The organism is Microcoleus sp. C2D2, assembly GCF_036702495.1.
Lineage (GTDB): Bacteria > Cyanobacteriota > Cyanobacteriia > Cyanobacteriales > Microcoleaceae > Microcoleus.
The window spans coordinates 1-8,140 of sequence record NZ_JAUBTO010000235.1 but is presented as its reverse complement, the minus strand read 5'-3'; the positions used below and the strand labels follow the sequence as shown (position 1 = coordinate 8,140).

At 44.3% G+C, this 8,140-nt stretch carries 4 protein-coding genes and 1 pseudogene; 3 read left to right on the top strand and 2 right to left on the bottom strand.

The window, feature by feature from the left end; all coding sequences use genetic code 11:
• Positions 1-308: 308 nt before the first annotated feature.
• Positions 309-1,540 (bottom strand): annotated as a pseudogene (locus QUB61_RS40290) (IS1634 family transposase); the annotation flags it as partial.
• Positions 1,541-2,715: 1,175 nt separating this feature from the next.
• Here QUB61_RS40290 and QUB61_RS36305 point away from each other — a divergent pair.
• On the top strand, positions 2,716-3,003 hold the full coding sequence (locus tag QUB61_RS36305) for a hypothetical protein (RefSeq protein WP_333124623.1): 288 nt from the start codon (positions 2,716-2,718) through the stop codon (positions 3,001-3,003).
• A 272-nt stretch (positions 3,004-3,275) separates the two neighbouring features.
• Here QUB61_RS36305 and QUB61_RS36300 read toward each other — a convergent pair whose 3' ends face one another.
• On the bottom strand, positions 3,276-4,259 hold the full coding sequence (locus tag QUB61_RS36300) for a GNAT family N-acetyltransferase (RefSeq protein ID WP_333124625.1): 984 nt from the start codon (positions 4,257-4,259) through the stop codon (positions 3,276-3,278).
• Between the two features lie 709 nt (positions 4,260-4,968).
• Between QUB61_RS36300 and pap the strand changes: the two genes are divergently transcribed.
• Together pap and QUB61_RS36290 are read left to right on the top strand one after the other, a co-directional pair.
• A complete protein-coding gene (pap, locus tag QUB61_RS36295) occupies positions 4,969-6,456 on the top strand; it encodes a polyphosphate:AMP phosphotransferase (protein ID WP_333124628.1) in 1,488 nt (495 codons plus the stop codon).
• A gap of 486 nt (positions 6,457-6,942) precedes the next feature.
• Entirely contained in the window at positions 6,943-7,797 is an 855-nt protein-coding gene (locus tag QUB61_RS36290) for a YdcF family protein (RefSeq protein ID WP_333124631.1), read from the top strand.
• The last annotated feature ends 343 nt before the right edge of the window (positions 7,798-8,140 follow it).

Below are 8,140 nucleotides of genomic sequence, written 5' to 3'. Positions count from 1 at the left end.
CCCGTCCAAAAAGGACGGGCGGGACGCCCATCCCACAATAACAATTAAAAGTGTAAGTTATTTAATTAGCGATCCTAAAAATACCATGAATGCTGTGTCAGGAGCACATCAAGCAGTTGGAGAACTCTCAAAATTTACCTCACGGGCATGAGTCATATATTCTTAATCTATAACAATTCAAAACTACCGTCATAACTAACTATTAATTTCCAGCATCTATCATCAGCAACGCGATCGTTATACATCATTGCTGAATCAAAGAGTGATGGAGTTAGAGTTGGCTTTACTCATTAAATAAGTGCTTTGATTCACAGTAATAAATAATAAGACCTACAGGATATTGGTAGTAAATTTAATATAGCTATTCGCTCGTCATTAAAATTATAAATTTGTTGAGTTCCTTGAATGCTTACAAGATGAATCGTTTGAAATATTTGAAAAATCCAACGTAGAGTCGGTCGATTAGTTGGCTTGCCTAACTGATTTTTTATTGTTGAATTAGTGCGCTGCAAGTTGTGACGCAGTAACCTTTGACCCAAAGTATAGACCAACAAACATAAACTCATTACCAAAGCTAAAGCTTCGATTCTTTCCGGCGACTTGAGAAATACGCTATCCGTAAAAAATAGTGGGTCTTTCAAGAACCCAAACCCTCTCTCCGTTGACTGTTGTTCCTTATATTTCACAATCATGTCATCAGGATTTAATTGCTTTGTTTCCAGCACATTAGTAGCTAGGATGAATTTGCCACTAGCTGTGATTTCTTTGCCGATCGCACTAGCATCTAGTTCCAGTTGGGCTGGAACTTTAAACCTGAAGTTAGAGTCCGAGCGCTCGGGACTCCTTACCAACAACTTAGCATCCGGTTTACGGTCACTTGTCGGCTGCTAATTTGGGTTAAGTTGTGATATTTGAGTTGTTTGGATAAGCGATGTGCTGCTGCGAAAGCATCTGCTGCACAAGCAAATTCAATCTTTGATATTTCTCGCAATTTATTCTGAGATTCAATCTCAGCTTTTTTGAGTTTGTTTTCGAGTTGGCGTCGGTCAGAATCACGACGCAAGCTGCTCTCTACCACTAACCATCTTTGTTCAATTCCACCATAGTTACTTTTGTGTTCTGACCAACTATATCCTTTCACAGAACTGGAGGTAAATTATGCTTCATTTAACTGATATACCAGTTATTGCGCTTGTTTGAGGTTGAGTGGTACGCGAGTCAACTATCTTAAATTGGTTAACATGGATAAATTTGGGGCTGTATATAATACGCCCGAAGCAACCATTAAACTGTCGAGATTTAACTGTTTTTTAAACTCTTGACAAATTGAAGCGAATACAGCACAATCTGATTCATTACCAGAGCCGACTCGTAAGAATAGTGGCACATCTCCATCGCTACTACAAATTAAGTCTAAAAAGAATTGTTTTAAGTCAGGACTTGGCCCTTGAGAGTAGCCGTAGGTAATCTTAATTGGTACTGGGGATGAAGCCGGGTTAGTTGGGAAACCATCCGAGCGAGCGCTATCTATTTCTCGCTCGACCCAACATATAATAGCGAGCCTAATTGAGTTGTGAACACTAACCATACATATAAAGTTTGGGAAATCCAAATATTTGACGATTCAGAAAAAACATAAATAACCTCTTTACTATGACAAAAGATTTACAGCGATAGGCAAATTTTTTTGAGAAATTCTTTCCTTGTAACCAAATATATTCTACTGGATTTTGTTCGGGGGCATTCGGGGCTTAGGAGATACAATTTATTTGCCATTTTTCGGGATATTTTCCTTTATTTACTAATTCAAATTATTCTATTAATTGTTGTGATTTATGATATCGCTCCCTCCAAACTGTTGTCAGCCTTGAGTTTGGGCGTTGTTTTATCAAAGATTTTAAAAAGCTAATTGTATTTGCTTAATCTCCTTTTTCATAGGGTTGTACTAAAAATTATTTATTTCCATAGTCTCAGGCTCCATAAGAGGTTTGCCTCTATTTTTGATTTTCATTTCTACTTCTACTCTCCGAGCGCTTTTTCCCCAAACATACCCACATAAATCTCCCCACAACAAATGATATTCATCTAACATGAACACACAGAACTTACCTTGTTTTATATCTGACTGCCATGTTTCTAAATACTCGTTAATTTATTTTTTTTGAGATTATACCAATTTGGGGGAGCCTTTAGGATTCTTCTTTGGGGACTTTTTCCCACTAATTTGAGCTGATTCAAATAAATAATATTAACTCTGTTGTGATTGATAAATTATTCCCTATTTGGATTCTATATAGATAGCTAATTCTGCCCAATTCCACATTTGTTTCTGACTTTACTAGAGAATTATTTCGGCTTTTTCTGATTTACTTAAATAGCCATGCTTCCATTTGTACCCCATTTTCAGCCCTTTCAGGCCCCAAATTAAAAACTTATTATTCCATTTACTAATAAATCCCAACGAAACGTTTAACAGTTTAATTATTTGACGATAATATCTCCCTGACCAACTCTATTTAACTACCAATGCTCGTTTAATTTCTCGAGGTTCTGAAGTTGATTAAATAAAATTATCTAACTCTAACTCTTGCTTTTTGCGATCGAGTACCTGGCTATCCATTTTGGCAATTCTCTGTTTATTATGCTTTTTATATTTGATCGCATGGGTGTTCACAAATCAATTAGGATTGCTATATTGCTAGTATCCGCGGCTTAGTGGAAATTGACCAAGCCCAGAGCGATCGCAAATGGCAAGACTTAGAGAAAAATCGCGATCGCGAATTAGAAAATACGATTCAAGCAGTCGGTACCGGTATCGGTGTCGGAGTTGGCTTTGCCGGAATCTTTGCAGCGGGCTACCCCTTGAGCGAAAAACCTTGGGCATTCCCCTCTCCCCAACATCCTCTGCTACCGCCGTATCCCTTCTTTATTGCCATTGCAGTTAGTTGCTTATGCGGTGGAGGCTTGGGGTGGTTTGCTTGGCTTGGCAAAACGTCACCTTAAGGGTAAATCATCACCTGTGCAGACAAGTTTACCTGGTTGGGAAAATCAACATCGCTCTTAAGTAAAATAGTCCTGGACGCATCAAAACCTTCATAAGCTGCTACGCATCTAAATTGAATACAGAGACGGGCTCTCCTGCCCGTCCCACAATAATTGTATAAAAATTGACTGTCAAATTAGATGCACAACACCTTAACCGGGTTTTTTAGCGAATCTGCGGGCTGTAACGCAGTATTTTCGCAAAAACCCGGTTTCTGACCACCCTAACGGATTTACACTGTCTTAGCCCACGACAGCCATGTTTCCATCGGGCGGAAACCGACTGATTTGTAAAGCTTTGTCGCGCCTGTCAAACTGTCAGCATCGACGCTGAGTTTAGCAGTGTTTGCACCCGCCGCTTTTAAGGAGTGCAAACCGGCCAGCAGCATCGCTTTTCCTAAACCCATTTTCCGAAAGTCGCGCCGCGTACCCAACAATTCAATCCAACCGTCTTTTGTGCCGCTGCGGGCGTTTTTTTGGGGTTTGATTTGACAGTCGCAGAAAGCTGCAAATTTGCGTGAAGCGAAGCTATCCCGCAGGGAATCGCCCGAAATGGCAATTAAGTCTAATTCCGGCTGATAATTCGGATCTTGCATCCAGTAGCGCACGGTTTCCGCTGTTAAATCGTGGTGATTCCAGTGATCGATAAATGACTGGTTGAACATTTCTACCCAGGGTTGGATGTCTTGTTCTCCGGATACGTGTGTTAGGGTAAAATTTGCGGGAAATTCGGGTGTGGGAATCGGTTCGGCGAGGGATCGGGCCATTGTGAGAAAATAGCGATCGACCTCAAAGCCCTGTTTTTCTAAAAGCAGGATTTCATCGGTTTTGTCCTCGCGGCTGTAGGTACGCAATTTTGCAGGCAAATTCCGTTCTTTTTCTAGTTCGCGCAGCCGATTTTCTGCCCACTTAATTATGTCTTTTTCTAAACCTTGGCTGCGCAGGTTTGGATGCACGTAAAACCAGAGACAAGCGTCTATTTCATCCTGGGAATCTGGCATATCTAGGAGTGCCAAACCGATCAGTTTGTAGTTACCATCTTCCCACAATTGCACGTCGCGGGCTTTGTCGAGTTTTGGTGCATCAAGTATCAGCTTCAGTTCAGTTGCTGAGACTTCTTCGCCGAGGCGATCGACTGTTTCGCAAGCATCGATTAAATTTGCGATCGCGCACCAGTCAGTTTCGCCCTTGTAGGAGCGTGCTGTCAAGATATTCATAAAAAACTTGCAATCCGTAACTGCGGACTGTTCCTCTTAATTGGTATTGGCAAACAAGTACAGTGAATTTCTAGCAAAAATCCGACTTTGTGATTGTTAACCGCAGATGAACGCGGATAAACGCGGATGTAATGCAGATTTATTGTGGTGTCGATAAAACTCAGAAACCTGTTTATATCACCCAGGCTTTCAGGTTTTATCTGATAGCGCAATCATAAAAATTGGTTTGCCCTTTGGGGCTAGTTTTGTAGGTTAGTTTATGGCTGGATGTCGATGACTCGCGCTCTCTTTCGTTACCAAGCTTGGTGCTTGAGTAACTATTGTTTGAATAAAGTTTCTACAGCTAAGTAAAGAAGTTGTCACCCCCACCGGGTAGTTGATTTTTACTTTTGCTCTGTTTTACAATAAATCCTTTTTCAGGGATTTTTGGCTCCTCCTGTTAACTCGCCCGATCGGGGGAGGGGAGAAGTTGAACTTATTTAAAAGTTCCCTATTTCAACTATAACCTGAGCTGTTTTTTTTGGCAAGTTTGAAATTGAGGGGATCTTGCTAGTATTAACGAGGCTGGCATTTGAGGGCAGGAGCGAGATCCCTTTAAACTTGCCGTAACTGTAATTTTTATAACGTTTTTCCCGGAATTTAGGATTTAATTTTATCCAAACGTTAAACTAACGTTAAACTGTTTTTTACAGATTTATATGAGGTAAATATGCTCGACAACCTCGATTTAGATATTTCCCTGGATAAAGAAACCTACGAGGCCAAGATAGAAGTTTTAATGAAACAGTTGCGATCGCTCCAACTGGCCTGCTGGGAAAAAAAATTACCCGCAATTATCGTCCTCGAAGGTTGGGCTGCAGCCGGCAAAGGCGCGCTGGTCAAAAAAATGGTGGGGTACATGGACCCGCGGGGGTTTGGGGTCCACCCGATTTGGCCGTCGTCAGAGGCAGAAATGGGCTATCCTTTCCTGTGGCGGTATTGGCAGAAACTCCCCGCCCGCGGCAAAATTGGCATTTTCTACCATTCTTGGTACACTCATCTTTTAGAAGACCGGTTGTTCGATCGACTCTGCGACGCAGAAGTACCGACAGTTATCCGGCAAATCAACGCCTTCGAGCGGCAGATGGTAGATGACGGCGCGGCAATTGCCAAATTTTGGATCCACCTGAGCAAAAAAGAACTCAAGCGTCGGCTAAACAAACTAGAAGACGACACCTTACAAGCTTGGCGAGTGCGGCCCGAAGACTGGAAACAAGCCAAAAAATACGAAGAATACACAACTTTGGCAGAAGAAATGGTAGCCCAAACCGGCACGGGCTCCGCACCTTGGACGCTAGTAGAAGGCAATTGTCAACGCTGGGCGAGAGTCAAAGTTTTAACGCAAATGGCAGCGACAATTACAGAAGCCTTAGAGAGACTGCCGATGCAATCTGCACCCGTGAAATTGCCACCTCAAGAAAGCTTGCAACCCACCGAGCCCGATTTGCTGGCCCAAGTAGATTTAACTCAATCGCTGTCGCCCGACGAATACAAACAGCAACTTCGCGAGGAACAAACCCGTTTTGGCAAACTGCAACAAAGCATCTACGAAGATGAAATCCCCGTGTTAGTGCTGTTTGAAGGTTGGGACGCCGCAGGTAAAGGAGGAGCAATCAAACGCTTGACGGACGTATTAGACCCCCGCAGTTACACTGTTAATGCCTTTGCGGCCCCGACAGACGAAGAAAAAGCGCACCACTACCTGTGGCGGTTCTGGCAGCGGCTGCCAACTGCGGGTAAAATCAGCATTTGCGATCGCAGTTGGTATGGTAGAGTGCTCGTCGAGCGAGTCGAAGGATTTGCCGCCGAACCCGAATGGCGCCGAGCTTATCAGGAAATCAACGAATTTGAGGAGCAACTCACCAGTTTCGGTTGTGTTTTAGTTAAATTCTGGCTGCACATCAGTCCGGACGAGCAACTAAAGCGGTTTACAGAGCGGCAAAACAATCCATTTAAACAATACAAACTCACCGAGGAAGATTGGCGCAATCGCCAAAAGTGGAATTATTATGAAGTGGCGGTGAATCAAATGATTCAGCGCACCAGCACGCCGGCTGCTCCCTGGACGCTAATTGCGGCTGATAACAAGTATTATGCTCGTGTTAAAGTAATTCAAACGGTAACGCAGGCAATTCGGAATCAACTGAAGCGCCGATAAATTGGGATGGGTGAATCGGTAATAGGTAATGGGAAAAAAAGTAGGCAGAAGAAAGCAGGCTTGAATTGTCAATTCCACCTGCCGCCTGCTCGATCCATTACCAATTACCAATCAACTATTACCAGTTATCAATTACCAATTAACTGTCAGCAATCTGTGACTGGAAGTAGCGGGCTTGCACCCTGCAACCAATAGTTGATAGCTGACCGGAATCGAGCATCAGGATAAATGCGATCGGATGGCGTTATTCGCGAAAGTTAAAAACCCACCGATGCCCGTATTTCCTCCCGCAGCTAAATTCGCGCTCGTTTCCACACTTCCGTACTAATTTATGAAGACACAGAATATTGCAAGATGCCAGAACTGTTAGCTCGCATTCTATTCCTATTCCTCCTGTTCTCACTGATCAAATCGTGGTGGGATCAATCAGGAGGCAAAGACAATCCCTTATTAGACCGGCTGCGCGTTTTGCTGCTGATCAGCCTTTTGATCCTAGCTTTTTTTGCGCCAGACACGCCGGTCGGAGCAGCGATTTTCGGGCTCATAGCCTTCTTCTTTAAGCCGCTGGGTTTTTCCATCACGCTGCTGGTGATTGCATCGGCGCTGATCACGAACGGGGGCATCCGCAACCCGGCGCCGAGAATGATCCTGGCAGCGCTGCTAGTTTTGATCCTTTCGAGTATGCCAGTTGTCGCTTTCTGGTTCGCGGAGCAAGCAGAAAGGGACGCCGCCGCACGGACTGTTTGCTGCGACGAAACCGCAGCGGCAATCGTCCTACTGGGCAAGGGAACCACTCAGCCTCACATCCCCAACCGAGTAGGCATTCAACTGACAGATACAGGCAATCGCCTGCCCTATGCTGCCGTTTTGTACAACAAAAAAGTGGCACCTCTGGTCATCGTTACCGCTGGCCCGAGACCCGAGTTGGAGGGTTATGTTGGCGAAGCTAAGGATATCGAGACTTTGCTGGCAAACAACATGGGCGTGCCGCGCAGCAGTATCGTTCTCGACAATAACGGCAGCAACATACGCACCAGCGCTGAAGAGGTGAGAAAGATACTCGACAGCCGCGGCGCCGGCCGCAAAGTAATCCTGGTAACATCTGCGATGCAGATGCGCCGTGCGAGCCTAACTTTTGCGCATATGGGAATGCAGGTGATTCCCAGAGCTACCGACTTCTACACTTTTCAACCCACCGCAGGAGGGACATCCAGACTCCGCTTAGACGCGGGAGATTTTTTGCCTAATGCAGAAGCTTTGCTAACTACGACGCGAGTATTCGATGAATATTTCGGGTCTGTCTATTACTATTTGCGCGGCTGGCAGGCTCCCAGAGCCTAAAGTGGCGAGTTGCTGGTGTTTTTCTTAGGCAACAGCGACCGCTCCCCAGATTGGTTTAACATCTGATGAGAATGAGACCTTTGTGGGGAGCTGTATTTTCTGATTCCGGCGGGGTCGCCGAGGGCCAAGTTGGCAACTAATAAAAACAGCACCCAAAAAATATTTGTTTTCCACCTAGGGGCTGCTTTTTTCGGTGCTTCTGGGGTGAGAAGCTGTAACCACAATCCTATTCACATCTACTCATTTCTTATGAAATGAGTAGGGATTGAATCAGTATATAGTGTGACTCAAAGCGATCGAGAGGTAACAATGCTGTGCCGGCTTCAAAACAGAATTGAAACTG

Coding starts and splice junctions, on each gene's coding strand:
- pap (WP_333124628.1), top strand. CDS start 4,969: ATGCTCGACAACCTCGATTTAGATATTTCCCTGGATAAAGAAACCTAC.
- QUB61_RS36300 (WP_333124625.1), bottom strand. CDS start 4,259: ATGAATATCTTGACAGCACGCTCCTACAAGGGCGAAACTGACTGGTGC.